The organism is Pseudoalteromonas sp. SG44-1 (genome assembly GCF_014164315.1).
Classification (GTDB): Bacteria; Pseudomonadota; Gammaproteobacteria; order Enterobacterales; family Alteromonadaceae; genus Pseudoalteromonas; species Pseudoalteromonas rhizosphaerae.
Genome location: NZ_JACJEW010000300.1, coordinates 1 through 259, shown reverse-complemented (window position 1 = coordinate 259; position 259 = coordinate 1). Strand labels below are relative to the sequence as shown.

Below are 259 nucleotides of genomic sequence, written 5' to 3'. Positions count from 1 at the left end.
CAGCAACGAGGTGACTTACTCGAATTAATCGATGCGCGGTATGGGTATAAATCACACATAATTATAAGCCAGCTACCACAGGAAAACTGGCATGAAATGATAGGAGAATCAACCCATGCTGACGCCATTTTAGATAGGCTAATTCATGGTTCAATTAAGTTGAACTTAAAAGGAGAATCGATACGAAAACAGTTAAATAAATTGACTGATGATGATCAGTTAAGCTAATTTAAAAACGGCTCTACAAAATGATAAATCA

Annotated in this window: 1 protein-coding gene; it reads left to right on the top strand. The window is 35.9% G+C overall.

Features of this window, described 5'->3' with window-relative positions:
• Nucleotides 1–228, top strand: a 228-nt coding sequence (locus H5187_RS24235) for an ATP-binding protein (RefSeq protein WP_182768459.1), incomplete at its 5' end; no start/stop codon positions are given.
• Between the last annotated feature and the right edge of the window lie 31 nt (nt 229–259).